We start from the raw sequence: 23,773 nt of genomic DNA on the forward strand, positions 1-23,773 counted from the left end.
TTAAAAATAAGAGTATCTACAATGCAGGGATAAAGAAATGAAAAGGGAATATTATAAAATGATAACGTGTGCATTTGAAAAGGAGGAATACTTATGAATAGATGGCAAGGAGATCAATTGCTACAACAATGGTATACAGAACTGATATCTAATCATCCAGACCGTTCTTCTTATTCGAATATCATCGAGCAACAAACCCAATTACGCAACATATTACCACAATTAATCGGTACATTTGCTACCCAGAATGATCATTCGATCACACTTCTGGAAACAGTAGATTGCGGGACTTATATTCGCAGACGGATAGAATGTTCAGCTTCACCTTATAGTTATTTTGCAGCGTATGTGTTAATTCCCAAACAGATTACAACTCCTGCTCCAGCAGTGATTGCTGTGCATGGTCATGGCTATGGAAGTCGCGAAATTGTAGGACTGTTACCTGAGGGCAAGCCAGATCTGGATATACCGGGTATTCATCAACATTATGCTATTCAGTTAGTGAATCGGGGATTGATTACTATTGCTCCTGATGTGATCGGATTTGGCGAAAGACGATTGGCAGAAGATATGGCTAATAATGCGGATATCGCTAATTCGTGTGATTCGCTTTCCAGTCGAATGCTGTTAATGGGCAAAACATTAGCTGGCTTTAGAGTACACGAAATGCTCAAAGTGATTGATATTGTTAGCGATATGCCAGAAGTAAATTCAGAGCGGATCGGGATTATGGGATTTTCAGGCGGAGCGTTGATCGCTTATCTTACAGCGGCATTAGATCAGCGTATACGTGCCACTGTTTTAACCGGCTTTTCTAATACATATCAGAATAGTATTCTTCATATTCATCATTGTATCTGTAACTATATTCCGGGTCAGGCATTATATGCAGACTTACCACAATGGATCGGTCTGATTGCGCCACGACCTTTATTTGTAGAAGCAGGGAGACATGATCGTATTTTCCCGATACAAGGTGTTCAGAAAGCTATAGCACAACTACAACAGATCTATCAACAACATGATGCTGAACAACAATTTGCAAGTGATATCTTTGAAGGTGCTCATGAGATCAGTGGAAGATATGCTTATGATTGGATACAAAAAAAGCTTGCGATCATAGACTGAACAGATAGTCTGTCTCGCAAGCTTTACAAAATAGAACTTATACAATGAATAGTGTAGTTATTAGTTATCGTGAATGATCGCTTGAATTTCTTCTTCGTCATCATTGATAACTAATTCTACTTGTTCTTTAAATACTCGTGCATTATACTCACTGAACATATAACGTAAAATCGCTTCGTTCAGATTACTTTCGACTAAATATTGGCTTCGTCCTTCTGTCCATACTTCTGCGGTATAACCAGTATCTTCTTCCCAGGAAAGTTGAACCGTTACATCAGTAGGTTTCAGTCCTTTGCGTTCAGCGATATTCAAGCATACTGCATTAGTAATTTCATCCATACTGAGTCGCATAGGCATTAACGTCTATTGTACGGGTCAGCAGATTTTTTACGTTGACGAATCATACGGTAAATTCCACGAGCCGCTATAAATAGAATATAAATGGCGAATAAGTTAATAACTAATCCTAACAAGTCTCCGAACATTCCCATATTACCGAACATTCCGCCGAATAACATACCGGCAAGACCACCAATCATTAATCCTTTGAAAAAGCTACCACCGCTAAAAAATCCACGATTTGCTGTTGAACCTGCTGTAGTATTTTTTGTACGGTTCGTGCTGTTCATCGTACTGCTATTACTATCTGTTGATTTTTTAGGTGTTGTTGTGTATGACTTTGGTGAAGATTTGAATCCGCCACCACGTCTTGCATCGGCATCATTAGCAAAGCCGCTAAATAGAGTGAAGAATAATGTGAATGCTACAAAAACCATCAGCATTTTTTTCATTGTGTTCATGATCCTCCTAGTAGTTGTCTTCAATGACAGTATAGTTAATATACGCATGACATCTGCTTCGGTTTCAAAATGTTTTAATATTGATTCTCTTGATTTTGAACCATTAGTCTCGTATTAACTGTTCATTGGTGTTGAGGTTGTGAGGAACTTTCAGTTGTAGAATTTTTGAGCATGTCGATAACCCATGTCGTCCATTCCAAATTTGCTTTAGCTGTTGATAAAGCTTTTTGACGTAAAATGTACAATCCAAAATCACGTGTACCAAATTGACGAACTTCTTCAGGCATTTTGTGAAGCGCTTGCTCAAAGTAATGAATACGTTCTTGGTAATAAATTGATCTTGTACCAAACAATGAGATAGCGTTTTCGCGATCAGTTGTCCATAAGCAGAAAGCTTTGAGAACTAATTCATCACGACTGACTGGTTCGCCTGCAGGAAGTTGCATCCATTCTTTCAGACGTTGTTCTCCTAGTGGAGTAATTGCGTAAATCTTTTTATCCGGTTTATCAGTTTGTTGAATCCATTCTGCGGATAACAAATGTTGCTCTTCCATACGTGACAACAGTGGATAAATTTGACTATGTTTTGCTTGCCAAAATGGTTGGATCTTGAGCATCAAGTCGTAACCTGACGAATTATTGCGTGCAAGCAAAGCGAGTAAACCATAAGATAGCGTGTTCATAGGGCATTCTCTCCTATCTTTTAAAACAGCCATTTGGCCGATTTAAGATAAAGTGTACACTACAACTGTATGCTTTCGCAAGGAAGCCAGAAGCGATTTGATATAAAGTTATTGAAATATAAAAAAGATAGACAAAGAATGTTCAAATTTAATAAAAGAGCGATATTTCCATCATTTCACAAAAATAAACAGCAAAAAGACGTGGAGCAATCGCATCCACGTCCACACTTATCTATAGTTGATTATGTCATTCTTTCAAGTTAATATGGTGTACTGATTATGAGTTAGAAGGAACTTCAACTTGATCATAACCATTCACAAGTAACTCCAATTGTCCTGTTGCTGGATCAATAATCATACCGTGTACAGGTACGCTAGCAGGGAGTAGAGGGTGGTTTTTGATAATATCTACACTGCGCATAACGCCTTCTTTTTCATTATCAAAACCTTGAAGCCATCTTTTAAGTTTAATCCCTGAATTTTCAAGCGTAGTTAGCACTTCGGGAGCAATTCCACGTTCATGAATTTTTTCGATCATATGATCCGAGTTCAGTGATGCCATACCACATCCATGATGACCAACTACGATCACTTCTTCTGCTTTTAATTCATAAATAGCGACAAGAATACTACGCATTACACTACCAAAAGGCTGTGAAATAATAGCACCTGCGTTTTTTAGAATTTTGGCGTCACCGTTACGAATATTCATTGCTTTAGGCAATAATTCAGTTAAACGGGTATCCATACAAGTCAAAATAACCAACTTTTTCTCAGGGAAAGGACTGGAAAGATAAGCTTCGTATTCTTTGCTAGTCACAAATTCCTGATTGTGTTGCATAATCGTTGTGATCGAGTTCATTGAGTATCCTCCTGGTCATCTTACAGATTAATAATATAAAATTAGGCTAATGCTTTGCGTCCGTCAAGAACGCGTATGCTTCGACTATAATACTGAGAAGCACTACTAAGTCTGAGCGAAGAACCCAAATCATCTGTCGATAAAGTAAGTTCATCATCATCAAAATAAGATTCGCCACTTTGATGCATAGTTAAAGACAATGCGTTACTTTCTACAACAGTATCTCTTTTACCTGGCTCGTCAATTAAACGAAGTGCCGGAATACCGCCTGTACATCCGCAATCTTCATTATCTACGAAAATACGAATGACCGCTTTTTTATCACCAATTTTGCGTGATAAATATTGTTCTGCTTGAGGGGTTACATTTACTTTTACCATCGATATTCACTCCTTAGAAGTTATCTATATTATGACATGAGCAAAAATGGTTAAATGTATTCTTATAGACAATCCATCAGTGCATATAGCACAATACAATCAAATATGTCTATAATATTTAATTGTGTACCATTGATTATACGACTAGAAGAACGTATCATCAAGAGGTGTATTTTTACAAAAATAACAATATTGCATGCCATAACCAAGTGTTGTGTATGTAAGCAGAGAGGTGAACCTTATTATGGAACAATATGTACAAGAGACATTAACACAATTTCGGCAATTGGTTCGCAAAATTAGCAGTTATGGTGAAGCGCTTGCACTAATGGGATGGGACTTGCGCACAGGAGCTCCACGTAAAGGAGCAGAGCTACGTGCCGATACGATTGGTGTACTAGCGACAGAACACTTCAAACTGTCTGTATCGAAAGAAATGGGCGGTTATATCGAAGTGCTGTCACGTCCAGATGTTTTTGAACAGTTAGAAGACAATGACAAGCGTATTGTACAAGATGTGCGCAAAGAGTATGAATTGAATGAAAAAATTCCACCTGAAAAAATTCAAAAATACTCCAGCTTAACGACTCATGCACAAACGGTATGGGAAGAAGCCAAACATAATGATGATTTTGAAGGCTTTGAGCCATTACTTAGTGAAATTGTAGCAATGAAACGTGATTTTATCGATTATTGGGGTGTCAAAGACACACGTTATGACACATTGCTAGATATGTATGAGCCTGATTTAACAGTAGCCAAATTAGATGTTGTATTTGATCGTTTAAAATCACGTCTTGTACCTTTACTTGAAAAAATCAAACAATCAGAGCATCAACCAGATAACGATTTCTTGAAGCAACAATATGATATCGGTCAACAAGAAAAGATCGGTCATTTATTGTTAAAAGAAATGGGCTTTGATTTTGACGCAGGACGTTTGGATGAAAGTGTACATCCTTTCGCTACAGGTCTAAACCCAGGGGATGTGCGTATCACAACGCATTATATGCCTGAAGATGTGATGAGTGCGATTTTCAGTTCTCTTCATGAAGGTGGACACGCATTATACGAACAAAATATTTCACATGATTTAGCAGGGACTCCACTTGCTACAGGAACATCGATGGGGATTCATGAATCTCAATCTCGTTTTTGGGAAAATGTAGTGGGACGTAGCCGTTCGTTCTGGGATCGTTATTATAGTGATCTACAAGCTTTATTCCCTGAACAGCTCAAAGAGGTATCGTTAGATACGTTCTATCGTGCTGCCAATCGCGTAGAAAATACATTGATCCGTATTGAAGCAGATGAGTTAACGTATAATTTACACATCATTATTCGTTATGAAATTGAAAAAATGTTATTTAACGAAGATCTAGACGTCAAAGATCTGCCTAAAGTATGGAATAGCAAATATCAAGAATATCTTGGTATTACGCCTCCAAACGATTCATTAGGAGTATTGCAAGATGTGCATTGGTCTGGTGGAGACTTCGGATACTTTGCTTCATACTCTTTAGGAAATATGTATGCTGCGCAAATGACACATACGATGCGTAAAGAATTACCTGATTTTGAACAATGGATAGCTGAAGGAAATCTGTTACCGATCAAAGAATGGTTAACAGATAAGATTTATAAATACGGCAAAAGCCGTACTCCTTCCGAGTTGATTCAGAATATTACCGGTGAAGAGTTGAACCCGGACTATCTTGCTGATTATTTGGAAGAAAAGTATAACGAGATTTACCGTCTACAATCTACGAATTCATAACACAAAAAGCTTTCATCTGTTGTCACTACGAAACAGGTGAAAGCTTTTATTTTGTTAAACAATTGTACGATATAGCACCAAATCGATATTGTCGAATACTTATAAATCAAGTAGGATAAAACCTATACTCCAAAAGAGTAATAAATATCATAAAATACAGATAGAGAAAAAGAAGTGGAGTAAGGAGAGACAGACGCATGGGTTTTCGCGTGATCAAAACAGCTATTGCAGCATTACTAGCAGTGGTTGTAGCTAGTACGCTAGGCGTTCCAAGTGCGATGTCAGCAGCTTTATTAGCTATACTGGGAGTCGATGTTACACGTAAACGAAGTCTTAAAACAATTGCAGCTCGATTTTTTGCTTCGTTGATTGGAATGATTTGTGCTTTTGTATTGTTTTCGTTATTTGGTTTTCATCACTGGGTATTTGCACTTTATATTTTGGTAGCTTTCCCATTGATTACACGAGCAGGTTTTAGTGCAGGAATCGTGACGAGTTCTGTAGTGGTTGTGCATATTTTTAACGGAGCAACTTTGACAGCTCATACGATGTTAGTAGAGATTGAATTGTTACTGATCGGTCTGGGTGCAGCAGCTATTGTCAATCTGGTCTATATGCCTAATCCGCATCAGCGTCTTGATGCGATTCGCAGTGAAGTCAATGAACTGTTATCTCAAATGTGTGAGCAGATTGCCAAAACGCTACGAAGTCCTTCTTTTGCCTGGGATGGTAAAGAAGTGATCGAAGCGTATGCCAAAGTAGAACAGGGACTAATAGAATCAAAGCGTGAACTGGAAAATCAGATGTTGTATACAGATGAATCATGGACAGTATATTTTTATATGCGAAAACAACATCTAGATTCGATTCAGAACATGATGCAACTGGTCGCTCAAGTGTATCGTAAAATGCCTCAAGCGGATGCAGCAGCAGAAATGTTTGAACAATTATCTAGAGATGTGAAGACGCCATATTATACAGGCAAGACGGAAAGTCTATTATTAGCACTGGAAGAAGATTTTAAAAATATGGATTTACCAGTAACTCGTGAAGAATTTGAAATGCGTTCCGCTATATTGCAATTATGCAGAGAATTGGGTCAATACCTAAAAATATCCAAACGTGATAAATTGCGTAACCCCTTGCTAGGTATGGATAATAAGGTAAAATAGAATATAAGTTTAATCATAGAAGCTATCTATATCGTCACACGTTATGATAGCTTTTATGCTAAATTCTTTTCACCATTTTGGAAAAAAGTTAAATTTTATTGACCTTTGGAAGATTATAAATATAAAATGATAACAATTAACAAGAAATGTTTACATTGCGTTAAAGTTTGAAGCGAGGAGGCAACCCAAATTTTGAACACAGAATCGGTATTGGAAATCAGAGACCTGACAGTAGCTTTTCGTATCAAAGATGAGTATTATCCTGCTGTCGATCAACTGAACTTAACGATCAACAAAAACGAAGTTTTGGCTATTGTAGGTGAATCGGGTTGTGGTAAAAGTGCCTTGGCACTTTCTCTGACACGACTTCATGATAGCAAAAATACGCACATCGAAGGTGAACTGCTTTTTAAAGGGCAGGATTTGAACAAATTGTCACCTGGACAAATGAACAAAATTCGTGGTTCCGAAATCGGTATGATTTTTCAGGACCCATTAACAGCATTGAATCCTTTGATGACCATCGGCAAACAAATCGAAGAAAATCTCGATTATCATACGTCGTTATCTCGAAAAGAAAAAACAAAGCGTGTTATCGAATTATTGGAAAATGTAAACATTGTTGATCCAACGAGGGTATATGCCCAATATCCACATGAGTTATCTGGTGGGATGAGACAGCGGATTATGATAGCGATCGCGATTGCATGTCGCCCTTCATTGATTATCGCTGACGAACCAACAACAGCTCTAGATGTAACGATTCAATCTCAAATTTTGGATTTATTGAAGCAACTGCAAGCCGAAAACGACGCTGGTATTGTTCTGATCACTCATGATCTTGGCGTTGTTGCTGAAATGGCAGATCGTGTTGTCGTCATGTATGCTGGCGAAATTGTAGAAATTGCTGATGTAAATGAGTTATTCAACAATCCCAAACATCCGTACACCCGCTCATTACTGGCTTCGATGCCGGGAGCAAATGTAGGGCAGGAGAGCTTACATGTAATTGATGGTCGTGTACCTTCATTACAGAATATTCCTCGTGGTTCCTGTCGCTTCTCAGAACGTATTCCATGGATTCCACAGACTGCTCATGCAGAACACCCTGAGCTGAATGAAGTGGCTCCAAATCATTGGGTACGTTGTACATGCTACCAGAATTTTCATTTTGAAGATGAAGTAGAAGATGGAAAGGAGATTGTGTTGAATGGCATTGCTGGAACTCAATAACTTAAAAGTACATTATCCGATTCGTGGTGGCTTTTTCCAGCGTGTTGTCAGTCATGTCAAAGCAGTAGATGGTCTATCGATTCAGATCGAAGCAGGTAAAACTTACGGGCTTGTCGGTGAATCCGGATGTGGCAAAACAACAACAGGACGCGCAATTATCGGACTTAATAAAATAACAGATGGAAATGTCACATTTGAAGGGCAAGATTTAACCAAAATTGCTCACAAAAATCAACATTCATTACGTCGTGATATTCAAATGATTTTCCAAGATCCGTATTCTTCGCTTAATGGTAGAAAACGCGTATTGGATATTATTGCAGAACCATTGCGTAATTTTGAGAATTTGACCAAAGAAGAAGAGCGTAGACGGGTGCAGGATTTACTTGAAAAAGTAGGGCTAAATCCAGAAGCGGCATTTAAATATCCACATGAATTTTCAGGTGGACAGCGTCAACGGATAGGGATTGCGAGAGCATTAACACTGAATCCGAAGCTGATTATTGCAGATGAACCTGTATCTGCGCTTGATGTATCGGTGCAAGCACAAGTGCTTAACTTTATGAAAGAAATTCAAAAAGAGTTTAACCTCACCTATTTATTTATCAGTCATGACTTAGGGATTGTGCGTCATATGTGTGATGAGATTGGCATTATGTATCGTGGTCGCTTAGTCGAGCAAGGGAATACAGAAGATATTTATGAGAATCCACAGCATATTTATACCAAGCGATTAATATCGGCTATTCCGAATATCGATCCTGCTCAGCGTCAAGCAAGCACACAAGCACGTCAACAGATTTTATCTTCATATCAACAAGATCTGAATAATCTATTAGACCCAGAGGGCAAGCCATTGGCATTGAAGTCGATCAGCTCGTCACATCAAGTCGCATTACCATAGGGGGGAAATTAAATTATGTGGAAATTTACGCTTCGCCGCATTCTGATCATGATTCCCCAATTGTTCGTACTGAGCGTGCTGATCTTCCTCTTAGCGAAAGCAATGCCGGGCGATGCTTTAACGGGTGCTATGCAAGCGAATCCGAATGTCAGTCCACAAGTATTAGCAGAACAACGGGAGAAATTAGGTCTAAATGATCCAGCATGGCAACAATATGGACGTTGGATAGGAAATTTAGTACAAGGGGATCTGGGAAAGTCATATGTACATAAAATAGGCGTTGCTGATTTGATTGGCAGTCGCTTGGCGAATACCTTTTACCTTGGTGTAGCAATTCTAGTATTAACGTATCTGATTTCGATCCCACTGGGGATTTTGAGTGGACGTTATCAGAATAGTTTGTTAGACAAAACGATTACAGGGTACACGTATCTCAGTTTTGCGACACCGTTATTTATTTTTGCATTGTTAATTCTATTCGTTTTTGGATTCCAATTAGGTTGGTTTCCAACAAGTGGTAGTGTAGATGTAGGTATAGAGCCAGGATCTGGTTCCTATTATGCGAATAAGTTTTATCACTTGATTTTACCTGCTATTGCAGGGGCACTAGTGAGTACTACAGCAACGATTCAATACCTTCGTAATGAAGTTATCGATACTAGACTTAAAGATTTTGTCAAAACAGCTCGTTCTAAAGGTGTTCCAGAATCCAAAGTGTATTCAAAACACATTTTGCGTAACTCTTTACTTCCTATTGCTGCATTTCTTGGTTATGACTTAACAGGAGTATTGGCTGGAAACTTATTTATTGAATCTATTTTTGGTTATCCAGGATTGGGGCAGCTATTTTTACAATCCATTACACAGCGTGATTATTCTGTAGTCACCATATTGGTTATGCTTTCCGGCTTACTTGCTCTTATCGGTACATTGTTGTCGGATATCATTTTGAGTTGGGTTGATCCACGCATTCGGATTGGCTAAGCTAATGCAAAACAATACATCTGACATGTACTATCAGAATAAGAACGGAGGAAGCCTGTAATGGGAATGAGAGCTCAAACATTTGCGCCTGAAGAAACGATTCAAAAATCGCCTTCAAGTTGGTCAATTTTAGGTAAAGAATTAATCAAAGATAAAATGGCTATGATTTCATTAATCTTTTTAGCTTTATTTTTGATTGTTATTTATGGTTCTGTATTTTTTATCGACCAAGAAGCTGTAACTAAAGTGGATCTGACTTCTATTAAAGCTCCACCTAGTGCAGATCACTGGTTAGGTACAGACCGCGCTGGTAGTGATATTTTTGGACAGGTCGTTATAGGAGCACGTAATTCAATTACGATTGCTTTTGCAATTACGATTTTTGCTGCTGTTATTGGTCTGAGTATTGGCTTAATTGCAGGTTTCTTTGGCGGAATCGTAGATAATATTATTATGCGTTTTATCGACTTTATTCTTGTACTTCCTTTTTTAATGTTAGTTATCGTATTTGTAACGATTGTACCTAAATATAATATATGGTCATTTATTTTCATTATGACCGCCTTTCTCTGGGTAGGTAAAGCTCGTCTAATTCGAGCCAAAGTCCTTGCTGAACGAGAATTGGATTATGTACAAGCTTCCAAAACATTAGGTACACCCAACTGGAAGATTATCGCTTTTGGTATACTTCCTAACCTGAGTTCAATCGTTATTGTAAATATGACATTGAATCTTGCTGGTAATATCGGGATTGAGACAGGTTTATCTTTTCTAGGATTTGGATTGCCACAGAGTACGCCGAGTCTGGGTACGATTGTAAGTAATGCAACAGATCCTGATATTTTGCAGAACTATTGGTGGATGTGGTTACCAGCATCGCTGCTGATTTTGGTACTTATTCTAGCGATTAACTTTGTCGGTCAAGCGCTCAAACGTGCGACAGATGCTAGACAGCGATTAGGATAATAAATTTACAGTACGATCATCAAAAAGGAGGAAGATTTATGTTGGGAAATACAAAGAAGAAAATCGTATCTATTCTGTTCATTGCATTTGTGTTGGTGCTATCTGCTTGTACAAGTGGAAAGTCAACACCAACGGCTCAAGAAACACCAGCAACAAGCGAAAGTGTAAAGGAATCAGGTAAGTTTCCAAAAGCAACAACGAACACTGCTGCTGCTATTGCAGGCGGAACAATGAATTACGGTTTGATTTCGGATACTCCATTTGAAGGTATTTTGAATCCTATTTTCTACAGTGGTAACCCGGATTTTGAAGTTATTCAATTCTTCTATCCTTCTTTATTTGCTACAGATGAGAACTTTGATGTGAAAGACGGTGGAGCTGCTAATATTAGCTTTTCCAACGATAACAAAACTGTAAATGTAAAAATTGACGACAAATTAAACTGGACTGATGGTAATCCTGTTACAGCAGAAGATTATGTTTTTGCTTTTGAAGTGATTGGTAACAAAGATTATGACGGCGTGCGTTATGATACAAGCTTTATGAATATTGTAGGTATGGAAGATTACCATGCTGGCAAAGCGAAAACAATCTCAGGTATCAAAGTCATAAACGATAAAGAAGTACAAATCGACTTTAAAGAAGCAGATCCTTCTGTAAAATCGGGTCTTTGGTCTTATCCTTTAGAGAAAAAAGTATTTGGAGATATTCCAGTAGCAGACATGTCTTCTTCTGATCCAGTACGTAAAAACCCTATCGGTTATGGTCCTTACAAAATCAAAGCGATGGTTACAGGTGAATCTGTACAATTTGAAGCGAACAAAGACTATTTCCACGGCGCACCTAAATTAGCTGGTGTAAATCTTAAAGTAGTTAACCCTAATGTAGTCATTGAATCTTTGAAAAAAGGTGATATTGATTTAGCTGCATTCCCTAACAGTCTATATGATGGTAAAAATGTACCAACTAACGTAGAGTTCTTGGGTAGACAAGAAATGTCTTATGATTATATTGGATTCAAACTAGGTAAATTCGATAAAGCTAAAGGTGAAAGTGTAATGAACCCGGATGCTAAAATGGCGAACAAAGAGTTACGTCAAGCAATGGGTTATGCATTGAATAATGAACAAGTAGGTACACAGTTGTATCACGGTCTGCGTACACCTGCAACTTCATTGATTATTCCTGCATTTGCACAATATCATGATGATAGCATTAAAGGATATAACTATGATCCTGAAAAAGCGAAACAATTGCTGGATCAAGCTGGTTATGTAGATAAAGATGGAGACGGATTGCGCGAAGATCCTAAAGGAAACAAATTAACGATTAACTATGCTGCAATGAGTGGAGATACCATCTCAGAAGCTCGTGCTCAATTCTATCTGCAAAACTGGAAAGATATTGGTCTAAACGTTCAATTACTAGATGGTCGTCTACAAGAGTTCAACTCTTTCTATGATCGTATTGAAAAAGATGATCCAGACATCGATGTATATGGCGCAGCATGGGGAACAGGTACAGACATTAACCCTGCTGGATTGTACGGTAGCAAAGCGTCATTCAACTATTCTCGCTTTGTAAGTGAAGAAAATGATAAATTGCTTGCAGAAGGTGTATCTCCTAAAGCATTTGATATGACATATCGTAAAGATATTTACAATCAATGGCAGCAGTTGATGATCGATCAAGCACCGGTTATTCCTACTTTGTATCGTTACGAAGTACAAGCTGTAAACAAACGTGTTAAAAATTATGACATTACGTATGGTGGAAGCTACGATTCACTAGCTGAAATCGAGTTGACTTCAGACAAACCAGAAGTACAACAATAAAAGATTCACTACAAGTACAACCAAAGAAGTGCAAACCGGTAACATTAGGTTTGCACTTCTTTTTTGATCCGTAGCACTTTTCAAGCTCTTTCGTTATAATAAAGAGACGAACAGGTATTTGCATTTCGAAAAAAGATTGCATATCGCAATAAGTATGAGTACGATAATATTTCGATAAAAACAAGCATGTTATATCTATGCTTAACGATATTCTGGAATGCTTTTTTGGAGGGGAAACATGACTACGTATACACCGATGATGATGCAATATCTCAAAATAAAAGAACAAGCACAAGATGCATTTTTATTTTTCCGATTGGGGGATTTTTACGAATTATTTTTCGATGATGCGATTCTAGCATCTAAAGAATTAGAGATCACGTTGACAGGCAAAGCTGCTGGTGTGCCCGAGCGGATTCCGATGTGTGGGGTACCTTATCATTCAGCAGAAAACTATATTCATCGCTTGATTGAAAAAGGATACAAAGTCGCTATCTGTGAACAGGTAGAAGATGCAGGCGCAAGCAAAGGAATTGTCAAACGTGAAATTATCCGCGTCGTTACACCGGGTACGATGATGGAAAGTAAAGGGTTAACCGACAAAGCGAATAACTACATGATCTGTTTGACAGAACGTGAAGGGAAAATGGCTTTAGCAGCTTGTGATCTGTCTACAGGTGAACTGCATGTGACATCTGCTTTATCTTCACAACAATGGTTACGTGATGAACTAGGATTGTATGAACCGTCTGAAATTATTGGACAAGTTGATCTGATTGATGAATCTTATCGTCAAGCGCTACAACTAGGACGCAAAGTACTCTATACACCTTGGGACAAAGCACGTGAGGAATTAGCACGTCGTCAATTTGGCGAAGCAGCGTGGGCAAGACTGGATGAAGAACGTCAGTTGTGTATTTCTATACTCATTGGCTATTTAAGTGAAACGCAAAAGCGTTCGCTTGGACAATTAACACATATCAGTGCTTATGAGCCTGAACATTATATGATTCTCGATCCATTTACACGTCGTAATCTAGAATTGATAGAGACGGTACGTGAGCGTTCTCGTAAAGGTTCTTTGCTATGGTTGCTTGATCGTACAGAGACGCCGATGGGTGGACGATTGCTTCGTCGCTGGATCGATAAGCCCTTATTATCTCGTAAATTAGTAGAAGAGCGTTTAGAAGCGGTAGAGAAGCTTCATCAAGGATTGATTTTGCGGGAAGATTTGCGATCTCAATTGAAAGGGATCTATGATCTAGAACGCTTGGTGGGACGGATTGCTTTTGGAACAGCAAATGGACGGGATATGTTAGCATTGCGTGACTCACTTGCTCAAATTCCAGAATTGCGTCGTCAATGTACAGATTCTTCTTCATCTACATTGCAACAAATTGCGCAGTTAATGGATGAATGTAGAGACTTAACCGATGCAATCAGTACAGCGATTGTAGATGATCCACCTGTATCGGTAAAAGACGGAGGATTAATCCGCGAAGGTTATCATGCTCATCTGGATGAATTACGTGAAGCTAGCGTCAATGGTAAGCGTTGGATTGCTGAACTTGAAGCAGCAGAGCGCTTAGCAACAGGTATCAAGTCGCTCAAAATCGGTTATAACAAAATTTTCGGCTATTATATAGAAGTAACTCGTTCTAACTTAAATGCTTTACCAGAAGGCAGATATGAGCGCAAGCAGACGTTAGCAAATGCAGAGCGTTATGTTACACCTGAACTGAAAGCCAAAGAAGCACTTATTTTGGAAGCTCAAGAAAAAATGGTCGATATTGAATATGAATTGTTTGCTGATCTGCGAACTCAAGTCGCCAATGAAATTCCGCGGCTTAAACAGTTAGCAGAAAAGGTAGCTGAAATCGACGTTTATCAGTCTTTTTCCGCGATTAGTGCAGAGCGTGCTTTTGTCAAACCTGTATTGACAGATCGTTATGATCTGATCGTCAAAGAAGGTCGTCATCCTGTAGTAGAAGCAGTAATGAATAATACATCGTTTATATCGAACAGTACAGAAATCACAGAAGCTAAAGCTAATATTTTACTGATTACAGGTCCAAATATGGCTGGTAAAAGTACGTATATGCGTCAAGTGGCTTTGGTATCTATTATGGCGCAAATTGGATGTTTTGTACCTGCAAGTCAAGCAGAAATTCCAATGATCGATCGCATTTTTACCCGTATTGGAGCCGCAGATGATCTGATCGGTGGACAAAGTACATTTATGGTAGAAATGGCAGATATTCAAGTAATGACCGAGCGTGCAACACCTCGAAGTCTTATCATTATTGATGAATTAGGTCGAGGGACATCAACCAGTGAAGGGATGTCTATAGCTCAAGCAGTGATCGAATATGTGCATCATGAGATCGGCTGTAAAGCATTGGTGTCTACCCATTTTCATGAATTAGCACATCTGGAAGAAACGTTAGAGCATCTACAAAACTTTTCAATGGCTGTAAAAGAAAGCGGAGATAAAGTTCATTTTCTACGCAAATTAGTTCCGGGTGCAGCTAGTACCAGTTATGGTATTTATTGTGCGCAACTGGCAGGCTTACCAGAAAGTATTATTGATCGCGCGAATGGTATACTTAGCCGGATGGAGCAGGCGAGTAGCACTGTTGTAGCAGATCAATCGGCTGTAGCGGTATCTGCTAGATCAGAAGAGCAACAACATAACGATACACAATCTCAACTGTTATCCAAAGAACAAACACAAACATCGTTTTCTGCTGAAAATAGCAATCATTCTTCTGTCCAGATTGCTGAAAAAGGTTCTATACTTTCTGTTGATCACAAGCAAGAGTCAGCCAATCAACCATCTGATGTAGAAATGAATACGCTGAATAAACAGTCTGTCTCACCAAGCAGACATTCTACCAATCCAGCTACATCCAAAGCTCAAGATGTTGTACAGTTGTCTATTTTTGGAGATGAAGAAGAAGTTACTCAGACGATAATCAAAGAAGATCCGGTAGCCAAACAAATCGTAGAATTGATTCAAAATACAGATATTATGAATATGACTCCTTTACAGGCTATGCAGTTGTTGAACGATCTCAAAGTGAAAGCAACGTATTCATAATAACGGTTGATGGTATAGATCGGTATAGATCGATACCACATTCATTTTTGCTAAATATTACGAAATGAAATGATGGAAGGAGGAATTATAAATGGGTCAAATTCGTGTGTTAGATGAACATATTGCTAATCAGATTGCCGCAGGGGAAGTTGTAGAACGTCCAGCTTCTGTTGTAAAAGAATTGGTTGAGAACGCCATAGATGCTAAGTCTAGTCGTATTGATGTTCATATTGGCGAAGGTGGACTTGAATATATTCGTGTACAAGATAATGGACAAGGGATCGCCGCAGATGATTGTGAGACTGCCTTTTATCGTCATGCCACAAGTAAATTAACCGATGATCGTGATCTATATCAAATTACAAGTCTGGGCTTTCGTGGTGAAGCTTTACCGAGTATTGCCGCTGTATCCAAAGTAGAATTGCTATCCAGTGCTACAGATGATGGTGCAGGAAGACGGTTAGTGATTGAAGGTGGCACACTCAAAGTCAATGAAGATGAAGCGGCGCCGCGTGGTACAGATTTTCGTGTGAATTCATTATTTTATAACACACCGGCACGATTGAAATATATGAAAACAGTGCAAACCGAACTTGGACATATCTCTGATGTTATGTACCGGATGTCGCTGGCTCATCCTGAAATTGCTTTTACGTTTCGGCACAATGGTAATCTGTTGCTTCAGACGCCGGGCACAGGGGATATGTTACAAGTGATTGCCGCAGTCTATGGTACTTCTGCTGCCAAAATGGTATTGCCATTAGAAGGTGAAAATCTGGATTATCAGATTGGTGGTTATATAGGACGACCTGAAATTGCCAAATCTAGTCGCAATGCGATGTCTATTGTAGTGAATGGTCGATATATTCGTAATTATGCAGTCAATCAAGCGATTTTACGTGCATATCATACATTATTGCCTATTAATCGGTATCCATTAGCTGTATTGCAATTAACGATGCATCCTTCTTTAGTAGATGTGAATGTACATCCATCCAAAATGGAAGTGCGCTTTAGTAAAGAAGCCGAATTAATGTTGTTTGTAGAAGAAGCGATTCGTCAGACATTGCGTAAAGAAATTTTGATTCCGCATGCAACCAAGCAGACAATTAAGCGTGGCAATAGTGAATCGATTATACAAGAGCAATTTAACTTTACTAAAGCACCTGTGGAATACTTGGAACCGCAACAAAATACTCATAATCCAAGCCATAGTTCAAGCGAATTGGGTGATCTGGATGCACCTTATATTCCGCCATTTACAGATGCAGATCTACCACCAGAATCTAAAATTCAGTCTCCTTCTGTTTCAAATGAAGAAGATATAACGTATAAGAAAAAGGAACAACCTATTGCACCACATGTACAGGAAGACAGAAAAGAGTTACCACCTGTTCAAGCTACACCATCTAATAAAGCCAGTTCGTCTGTTTTAGATCAGCCGTCTTATGCGTCGCCTGCTTATACGGCTCCGATCCAGACACAGCCTGCTGAGCAAATTCAAGAACACAGTCACACAGGGCAATATCAGAAGCCGAATGCAACAGCTTCCAAAAGTACCGCTAGTTCATCTACAAGACAAGCACCACAACGACCCAATTATAACAACAATAACAATCGTAATTTTAGTGCGGAATTGTTATATGGCACTGCTGAAGAACCAGAAATTCCGCAATTTCCAGATATGACTTTGATCGGTCAGCATCATGGTACGTATCTGGTTGCTCAAAATAACGAAGGATTATTTCTGATTGATCAGCATGCGGCTCATGAACGAATTAATTACGAATTTTATTATGAAAAATTTGGTCGTCCTGAAGAAGTATCGCAAGAACTGTTGTTGCCAATTACGCTTGAATTTACTTTAGCAGAAGCCAATAAGCTGAAAGACCGATTGCATTGGTTTGAGCGGGTAGGGGTGTATTTAGAGCATTTTGGTGGTCAGACGTTTCGAGTAACCGCTTATCCATACTGGCTTCCTAAAGGCGAAGAACAACAAGTTATAGAAGAGATGGCAGAATGGGTGCTTAGTGAACGAGCGATTGATCTAGCGAAGTTACGGGAGCAAGCTTCTACATTATGTTCTTGCAAAGCTTCGATCAAAGCCAATCAGAAGCTAACCGAGGCTGAAGCACAATCGTTACTGGATCGTCTGGCGACCTGTCGTCAGCCATATACATGTCCTCATGGACGTCCAATAGTGGTTTCTTTCTCTTCGTATGATCTGGAAAAAATGTTCAAACGTGTGATGTAATGCAGAGTTATGGTATTATGGCATACAATAACTAGAATGATTTGTATGATGCATATACTCATACTAAACAATCTGGAAGTGCATTCGAAAGTGAATGTAGATTTGTATTTTTAAATGCTGGAATGGAGAAAAACAGAATGATGATTACAACTGGCGATGATGCCGCAACTTATACAATCCAGCGTGCACAAAAGCTGGCGGCGGAATTTGCTGTTCCTTATATTAAGCGTGCAGGGCGCTCTATCCCCAAGCTAGCCTCTACCTATAATGAGACTGATTTTATCGTACTGGTCGAGCAAGAAGTGCGGATTATGCGTCCAGGTGAGCCTATTATGCAGTTTCACCCTAGCATGGCGTACGTTAGAGCCAAACGCTTGCTCAAAGGGGAAGCAGACCCGATGATCACTCACTCGCTGATAGAGCCTGGAGATCATGTGATCGATTGTACAGCAGGACTAGGATCAGATTCTCTTGTATTTTCACTTTATACAGGTGAGCAGGGAAAAGTAGTGGCGTTAGAAAGTTCGATGCCGCTTGCAGCTTTGCTGACTGAAGGACTTCGAAGTCATGTAACGGCTCTCGAAGCTGTTAATGAAGCGATGCGTAGAATCGAAGTGATTCAGCAAGATCATGTGACGTATTTAAGCAACCAACCCGATAAAAGTGTAGATGTGATTTATTTCGATCCGATGTTTCGTGAAGCGGTACATCAGTCGGCTGCGATCGCACCTTTACGAGGATTTTCCAATCATAATGCGTTAACAGAAGAAGCGGTTAAGCAAGCGATTCGAGTCGCTCGTAAGTCTGTTCTGCTCAAAGAAAAATGGGATAGTCCAGAATATGAACGGCTTGGATTTAAGCGAATACAGCGCAAAACATCAAAAATTGAATACGGAGTGATTTATCCATGACCCAAACGGTTAAAAAACCAAGGCTACTGGTCCTAATGGGTCCAACAGCTGTTGGTAAAACTGGAATCAGTATAGAAATTGCCAAAACATTTGGCTGCGAAATTATTTCAGGTGATTCCATGCAGGTCTACCGTGGTATGGATATTGGGACAGCCAAAATCAAACCGGAAGAAATGCAAGGAATTCCTCATCACTTGATCAATATTCATGATCCTCAAGAATCCTTTTCAGTGGCTGAATTTCAACAGCGTTGTCGCAAATTGATTCCAGAGATAACAGCTAGAGGGAATCTTCCTTTTATTGTAGGGGGAACCGGGTTGTATATCGAATCAGTATGTTTCGAATTTGAATTTAGCGAAAATGGAGCTGATGAAGCATTTCGTCAGGAACAGGCGGCGTATGCGGAGGAGCATGGCGCTCAAGCGCTCCATGACCGCCTAGCAGAGATTGATCCACCTTCTGCCAAACGATTGCATCCTAATGACCAAAGACGCGTAATTCGCGCTCTGGAAGTGTATCATATGACAGGAGTCAAACTTTCCGATCAATTATCGGGGCAAAATAAGCAATCTCCTTATGAGTTATGTTTTGTAGGTTTGACAATGGATAGGGAAATGCTATATAAACGTATTGAAGCCCGTATAGACCAGATGCTAGAAGAAGGGCTGGTTGAAGAGGTAAGAAACCTTTTGAATCAAGGGTATACCCCCGGAATGGTCGCAATGCAGGGGCTAGGATACAAAGAGATTGCTGCTCATCTTGCAGGTCATGTATCGCTTCAAGAAGCAGTGGTGCTGCTGAAAAGAGATACACGTCGTTTTGCAAAAAGACAGCTTTCCTGGTTCCGTCATATGAATAATATTCATTGGGTTGATGTTAGCGATGTGGACAGAAGCGACGAACATACCCGTGAAGTTCATAATATCATAGCAGGAACATTCCCTGCGGATATGGAATATACATCAACAACCTAAAAACATTGATTACACTGAGATTACATTCTTACATGAATTGAGCATTTTCAATGCTGAATTAATAATCACTTGGGGGTACGGCTAATGAATAAGTCTATTAATATTCAAGATACGTTTCTAAATCAATTGCGTAAGGAAAATATTCCAGTGACTGTTTATCTGGTCAACGGTTTTCAAATTCGTGGTACGATCAAAGCTTTTGATAACTTTACCATTATGGTGGATAGCGATGGACGTCAGCAAATGATCTACAAACATGCTGTATCTACATTTACACCATCACGTAACGTATCCCTAATGCAGGATAATCAAAGCGACAACTAACATTAAAATGAAACTTTTTATGCTTTAACATCGTCTAACTATAGGACAAAGAATCGGACAACCTGTTCTATAGGTTGTTCTTTTCTTTCTAGCGTTAGGCATCACAGAACGACGTCTATACTTCAAAATCATTTGCTGTATAAATGATGTAAATTGTTTTACTGAAAGGGAGTCAGAACGAAAAATGCCAAGACAGCAGCTATCCCGCAGTGACAAAAGTAAGCCGGAAACAAGAACAAGACCGGGACAGTCCAAGCCAACACCAAAAAAGAAAAAGAAAAAAATAACAGGTAAACGTGTATTTTGGACATTATTTATTGTCGCTGCTTTGGGCGTATTTTGTGCACTAGCCGGTTACATGTTTATTATGGTAAGTGGAGAAAAAATCTATCAACAAAACATTAATAAATTAGCGATTAACGGCCCTACACAAATCTTTGATCGCAACGGCACATTGATTCAAGAACGCTCTGTGAGGACAGGTGACCCTGTACAATACGATGAAATTCCGAAGTTGCTTGTCGATGCTTTTGTAGCAACAGAAGATCGTCGTTTTTTTGAACATCAGGGTGTAGATATTTGGTCAATCGGTCGTGCAGCTGTTCGTGACGTTGTAGCACGTTCTGCTGTAGAAGGCGGAAGTACGATTACACAGCAGTTAGCGAAAAACGTATTTTTGAATGATGACAAAACGTTTTTCCGTAAAGCAACAGAATTATCGATTGCTTTAGCGATAGAACGCAAAATGACCAAAGAAGAAATTATTACGACATATTTAAATCGTATTTTCTTTGGTAAAGGTGCTTACGGAATCAAAGAAGCATCAGAAACGTACTTTGGTGTAACAGACTTGAACAAATTAAAAGTATGGCAAATTGCTACACTTGCAGGTCTACCTAAAGCTCCATCACGTTACAATCCACAATCGAATCCTGATCTATCGAAAGAACGTCGTGGTGTTGTACTGCAATTGATGGCAGATCAAGGGTATATTACACAAGCAGAAGCTAAAGAAGCAGCCGCAGTGGATTATAAATACAATTCTTCTGCGAATGATAAAGATAAAAACTATGAAGCATTTATAGAGTACGCTATGCAAGAAGCAGAAGATGTAACAGGTTTAACATCGGATGATTTGAACCGTGGTGGATATAAAATTTACACTACCATGGATGCCAAAGCTCAACAGAACTTGGAGACTTCGTTTAAAAATAACGACCTCTTTGAAAAAAGTTCAGATGATGTACCTGTTCAAGGATCAATGGTTATCGTCAATAACGATACCGCAGGTATTGTAGCTTTACTCGGTGGACGTAACTACAACACAGGTAATTTCAGCCGTGTGACTAGCCGTAGACAGCCAGGTTCAGCATTCAAACCTATTATTTCATATGCACCTGCATTGGAATCAGGTAAATTCAATCCTAATTCATTATTAAGTAATGAGAAACAATGTTTTGGCAATTACTGTCCAACGAACTTGCATGGATATTCTTCTACAGTGACGATGGATGAAGCGATTCAAGATTCGATTAATATCCCAGCAGTATGGACACTGAATCAGATTGGTATTGATTCAGGGCTTGCTTTTGCCAAATCGGTAGGATTCTCGTTAACAGATCAAGATCGCAATTTAGCACTTGCGCTAGGTGGATTAAGCACAGGAACCAATACGTTAGAGATGGCACAAGCGTATCGTACATTTGCAGATGGAGGAACGTATACTCCTGCTTATGCTGTGAAAAGTATTGTCGATAGCGGTGGCGATGAAATTTACAAAAATAAAGCAGATACTTCGCAAGTCATGAGCAAACAAACAGCGAATGAAATGACTCAAATGTTGCAAGACGTTGTTAATGATGGTACAGGTAAACGTGCTCAAATTAACCGTCCGGTAGCAGGTAAAACAGGTACAACTCAGCATGGTATCGAAGGATTCAGAAGTAGTGCGAACCGTGATGCTTGGTTTGTCGGTTATACCAAAGAGTGGACAGCCGCTGTATGGATGGGATATGACAAGCCAGACCGTACCCATTTATTGAATGAAAGTAGTGGAATGGCAGCAGCGATGTTTGCAGCGGTTATGGGCCCTTCACTTGAAGGATATCCAGTACAGCAATTTGAAGCTCCTACACCAAGTGCTCCTGTTGAGCAACCGGTGGAAGAAGAACCGGAACCGGAAGTATCTGCTGTAAGCGGTATGGCTGCTTCTTATGATAAAGAAAATCAAGTGGTTGCTTTATCTTGGAAAGCTTTAGAAAATGCTAGCTCGTATACTGTTTATCGTAAAGGTAGCGGAGATGGTCAATTTACCGCGATATCTAGCGGATTAAGTGATACTTCTGCTCAAGATAGCAGTGCAGCTCCGGGACAAACGTATGAGTATTATGTAACAGCTACGATGAAAGATGGATCACAATCGGATGCGTCAGATACGGTTCAGATTACAGTCGATGAAGCAACAGAGACCCCTGCTGAACCAGAAGAAAATCCAGAAGGTGGTGTAGTGCCGCCAGAAGGTGAACCGACGACTCCACCAACAGGTGAAGAAGTACCGGGTACAGACAATGGTACAGGAACGGATCAAGGCACAGGCACAACACCAACAGATCCGAATACTGATCAAGGTACAGTTCCACCAGATGGAGGAACAACAACACCGGATGGTAGTACAGATGGTGGTCAAAATGGAACAACAACACCAGCCACTCCTGAAACCACAACACCGGGCACAACTACAGATCCAGCAGCAGGAACAACCGAGGGAACAACATCACCACCGACGACTGCACCACCGTCTACCCCTTAAATCGGTTATCAGAAAAGCCTCCAGTGATATAATTGGAGGCTTTTTTTGAGTGCGTGGCGCAAATATGCTATTCTGAAGTTACTTTGTTGGGAAAGGGATACTTCCATGAAACGTAAATTTGCGGATCGAGCGAACTGGCGGAGAGTGATTCAACGTAATTACTCTAGACGCTATGTAAACAATAGTTTATTTACAGGGTATGTCACTCTGTACCGTATGAATCGTTTACGTGAACCCTTATATAAAATATATGGAGGACGACGATTCTGTATTGCAGCAGCAGGTTATTCGTGGATGCAGTATTATCCAGAACATGCGAACTATGTAGTCACTGCAATGTTTGATGATAAGCGTGAAATTATCGAATGGTATATTGATATTTGCAAAACGCAAGGATTAACAGATCAAGGTGTACCCTGGTTTGATGATCTGTATTTAGATATTGTAGTAATGAAAGACGGTCAAGTGTTTTTGCTCGATGAAGATGAATTAGATGATGCGTTACGTAAGCAGATTATTACAGATCAAGATTATGAATTAGCTCAACAGACAGCTCAAAAGTTGCTAGTACAGATCGATGCTCATGCTTTTCCTTTGTTTACCTTATCGATCAAGCACCGGCAAAGTCTATTTGGGAAAGACAGTAATTCATGATTTGATATCAAAAAATGTGATAA

Annotated in this window: 20 protein-coding genes; 15 read left to right on the top strand and 5 right to left on the bottom strand. The window is 39.4% G+C overall.

Going from position 1 to position 23,773, the window contains the following annotated elements:
* Positions 1-93: 93 nt before the first annotated feature.
* On the top strand, positions 94-1,128 hold the full coding sequence (locus PQ460_RS10025; RefSeq protein ID WP_274172546.1) for a dienelactone hydrolase family protein: 1,035 nt from the start codon (positions 94-96) through the stop codon (positions 1,126-1,128).
* A gap of 60 nt (positions 1,129-1,188) precedes the next feature.
* Here PQ460_RS10025 and PQ460_RS10030 read toward each other — a convergent pair whose 3' ends face one another.
* The 5 genes from PQ460_RS10030 to PQ460_RS10050 all read right to left on the bottom strand — a co-directional run bounded on the left by PQ460_RS10030 (position 1,189) and on the right by PQ460_RS10050 (position 3,853).
* A complete protein-coding gene (locus tag PQ460_RS10030) occupies positions 1,189-1,479 on the bottom strand; it encodes a YxcD family protein (RefSeq protein WP_274172547.1) in 291 nt (96 codons plus the stop codon).
* A 5-nt stretch (positions 1,480-1,484) separates the two neighbouring features.
* The gene (locus PQ460_RS10035) at positions 1,485-1,919 is read right to left on the bottom strand and encodes a hypothetical protein (protein WP_273612686.1); all 435 of its coding nucleotides are present in this window, start codon (positions 1,917-1,919) and stop codon (positions 1,485-1,487) included.
* A gap of 131 nt (positions 1,920-2,050) precedes the next feature.
* Positions 2,051-2,611 carry a PadR family transcriptional regulator gene (locus PQ460_RS10040; protein ID WP_273612685.1) on the bottom strand — a complete coding sequence of 187 codons (561 nt, stop codon included), beginning with the start codon at positions 2,609-2,611 and terminating at the stop codon, positions 2,051-2,053.
* A 277-nt stretch (positions 2,612-2,888) separates the two neighbouring features.
* Positions 2,889-3,473: a beta-class carbonic anhydrase gene (locus tag PQ460_RS10045; RefSeq protein ID WP_069326019.1), complete on the bottom strand. Its 585-nt coding sequence runs from the start codon at positions 3,471-3,473 to the stop codon at positions 2,889-2,891.
* A 41-nt stretch (positions 3,474-3,514) separates the two neighbouring features.
* A complete protein-coding gene (locus PQ460_RS10050) occupies positions 3,515-3,853 on the bottom strand; it encodes an iron-sulfur cluster biosynthesis family protein (RefSeq protein WP_273612684.1) in 339 nt (112 codons plus the stop codon).
* Between the two features lie 244 nt (positions 3,854-4,097).
* Between PQ460_RS10050 and PQ460_RS10055 the strand changes: the two genes are divergently transcribed.
* The 14 genes from PQ460_RS10055 to PQ460_RS10120 all read left to right on the top strand — a co-directional run bounded on the left by PQ460_RS10055 (position 4,098) and on the right by PQ460_RS10120 (position 23,750).
* Positions 4,098-5,630: a carboxypeptidase M32 gene (locus tag PQ460_RS10055; protein WP_274172548.1), complete on the top strand. Its 1,533-nt coding sequence runs from the start codon at positions 4,098-4,100 to the stop codon at positions 5,628-5,630.
* A gap of 197 nt (positions 5,631-5,827) precedes the next feature.
* Positions 5,828-6,802, top strand: a complete 975-nt coding sequence (locus tag PQ460_RS10060) for an aromatic acid exporter family protein (RefSeq protein WP_274172549.1) — start codon at positions 5,828-5,830, stop codon at positions 6,800-6,802.
* A 192-nt stretch (positions 6,803-6,994) separates the two neighbouring features.
* Positions 6,995-8,035: an ABC transporter ATP-binding protein gene (locus tag PQ460_RS10065; RefSeq protein WP_273612681.1), complete on the top strand. Its 1,041-nt coding sequence runs from the start codon at positions 6,995-6,997 to the stop codon at positions 8,033-8,035.
* Positions 8,013-8,939: an ABC transporter ATP-binding protein gene (locus PQ460_RS10070; RefSeq protein WP_274172551.1), complete on the top strand. Its 927-nt coding sequence runs from the start codon at positions 8,013-8,015 to the stop codon at positions 8,937-8,939. Before PQ460_RS10065 ends, PQ460_RS10070 begins: the two co-directional genes overlap by 23 nt.
* 15 nt (positions 8,940-8,954) lie before the next feature.
* Positions 8,955-9,923, top strand: coding sequence for an oligopeptide ABC transporter permease (gene opp4B, locus PQ460_RS10075; RefSeq protein ID WP_273612679.1), 969 nt, complete (start codon positions 8,955-8,957; stop codon positions 9,921-9,923).
* Between the two features lie 60 nt (positions 9,924-9,983).
* Positions 9,984-10,889 (top strand): ABC transporter permease, encoded by a 906-nt coding sequence (locus PQ460_RS10080; RefSeq protein WP_274172552.1) that lies wholly within the window; start codon positions 9,984-9,986, stop codon positions 10,887-10,889.
* Positions 10,890-10,927: 38 nt separating this feature from the next.
* The gene (gene opp4A, locus PQ460_RS10085) at positions 10,928-12,724 is read left to right on the top strand and encodes an oligopeptide ABC transporter substrate-binding protein (protein WP_273612677.1); all 1,797 of its coding nucleotides are present in this window, start codon (positions 10,928-10,930) and stop codon (positions 12,722-12,724) included.
* A gap of 238 nt (positions 12,725-12,962) precedes the next feature.
* Positions 12,963-15,824: a DNA mismatch repair protein MutS gene (gene mutS, locus PQ460_RS10090; protein ID WP_274172553.1), complete on the top strand. Its 2,862-nt coding sequence runs from the start codon at positions 12,963-12,965 to the stop codon at positions 15,822-15,824.
* 91 nt (positions 15,825-15,915) lie between these two features.
* Positions 15,916-18,078, top strand: a complete 2,163-nt coding sequence (gene mutL / locus PQ460_RS10095; RefSeq protein WP_274172554.1) for a DNA mismatch repair endonuclease MutL — start codon at positions 15,916-15,918, stop codon at positions 18,076-18,078.
* A gap of 137 nt (positions 18,079-18,215) precedes the next feature.
* The gene (locus PQ460_RS10100; RefSeq protein ID WP_274172555.1) at positions 18,216-18,989 is read left to right on the top strand and encodes a class I SAM-dependent methyltransferase; all 774 of its coding nucleotides are present in this window, start codon (positions 18,216-18,218) and stop codon (positions 18,987-18,989) included.
* Entirely contained in the window at positions 18,986-19,963 is a 978-nt protein-coding gene (gene miaA / locus PQ460_RS10105; RefSeq protein WP_273612673.1) for a tRNA (adenosine(37)-N6)-dimethylallyltransferase MiaA, read from the top strand. The genes PQ460_RS10100 and miaA overlap by 4 nt, the downstream gene beginning before the upstream one ends.
* Before the next feature lie 84 nt (positions 19,964-20,047).
* A complete protein-coding gene (gene hfq, locus PQ460_RS10110) occupies positions 20,048-20,287 on the top strand; it encodes an RNA chaperone Hfq (RefSeq protein ID WP_204823750.1) in 240 nt (79 codons plus the stop codon).
* Between the two features lie 184 nt (positions 20,288-20,471).
* Complete coding sequence (locus tag PQ460_RS10115) at positions 20,472-23,096, top strand: PBP1A family penicillin-binding protein (RefSeq protein WP_274172556.1); 2,625 nt, start codon at positions 20,472-20,474, stop codon at positions 23,094-23,096.
* 105 nt (positions 23,097-23,201) lie between these two features.
* Complete coding sequence (locus tag PQ460_RS10120) at positions 23,202-23,750, top strand: ribonuclease FAU-1 family protein (RefSeq protein WP_204823752.1); 549 nt, start codon at positions 23,202-23,204, stop codon at positions 23,748-23,750.
* Positions 23,751-23,773: the final 23 nt, after the last annotated feature.

This window comes from Paenibacillus sp. KACC 21273 (assembly GCF_028736095.1).
In the GTDB taxonomy this organism is placed as follows: domain Bacteria; phylum Bacillota; class Bacilli; order Paenibacillales; family Paenibacillaceae; genus Saccharibacillus; species Saccharibacillus kyungheensis.